This window comes from Xanthomonas sp. SHU 166 (genome assembly GCF_000364685.1).
GTDB lineage: Bacteria > Pseudomonadota > Gammaproteobacteria > Xanthomonadales > Xanthomonadaceae > Xanthomonas_A > Xanthomonas_A sontii.
The window spans coordinates 1-757 of the sequence record NZ_AQOJ01000578.1 but is presented as its reverse complement, the minus strand read 5'-3'; the positions used below and the strand labels follow the sequence as shown (position 1 = coordinate 757).

The following is a 757-nucleotide window of genomic DNA, read 5'->3' as shown; positions in this document are numbered from 1 at the left end:
TCGTCGGCGATGGCGGCACCGATGCCGCGGCTGGCGCCGGTGACCAGCGCGATCTCGCCCTGCAATGGCTTGCTCATCTGCGTTTCCTTGGAGACGGACGGCGCATGGCGCCGGGGGAAAGGAGGGAAACCAGCGCGGGCGAACGGCGCACCGCGCGGCGGCCGGCGATCAGGAGGCCCAGGCCTCGCGCGCGCCGGCGAACTCGGCAGGCGTGCCCAGGGCACGGCCGTCGAGCGACTTGTCGATGCGCTTGACCAGCCCGGTCAGCACCTTGCCCGGGCCGCACTCGGCCAGGCGGGTGGCGCCGCCGGCGGCCAGCGCCTGCACGCAGCCGGTCCAGCGCACCGGCAGGTACAACTGCTCGACCAGCGCCTGGCGGATCGCCTCGACGCCGTCGTGCACCTGCGCATCGGCGTTCTGCACCACCGGCAGTTGCGGCGCCTGCCACGCCAGTCCGCGCATCGCCTCGGCCAGGCGGTTGGCCGCCTCGCGCATCAGCGGGGTGTGCGAGGGCACGCTGACCGCCAGCTTCACCGCCTTGCGCACGCCGCGCTCGGCCAGCAGCGCCAGCGCACGGTCGACCGCCGCGGCATCGCCGCCGATCACCACCTGCCCCGGCGAGTTGTAGTTGGCCGGCACCACCACCTGGCTGCCGGCGGCCTGCGCGCAGACCTCCTCGACCAGCGCGTCCTCGGCGCCGAGCACGGCGGCCATCGCGCCCACGCCGGCCGGCGCGGCGTCCTGCATCAGTTGCCCG

General features: G+C 75.2%; 1 protein-coding gene and 1 pseudogene. Both read right to left on the bottom strand.

Features of this window, described 5'->3' with window-relative positions:
- Positions 1-77 (bottom strand): annotated as a pseudogene (gene fabG, locus D180_RS23500) (3-oxoacyl-ACP reductase); the annotation flags it as partial.
- A gap of 91 nt (positions 78-168) precedes the next feature.
- The coding region (locus D180_RS14460; protein ID WP_017913359.1) for an ACP S-malonyltransferase at positions 169-757 on the bottom strand (589 nt) is incomplete at its 5' end.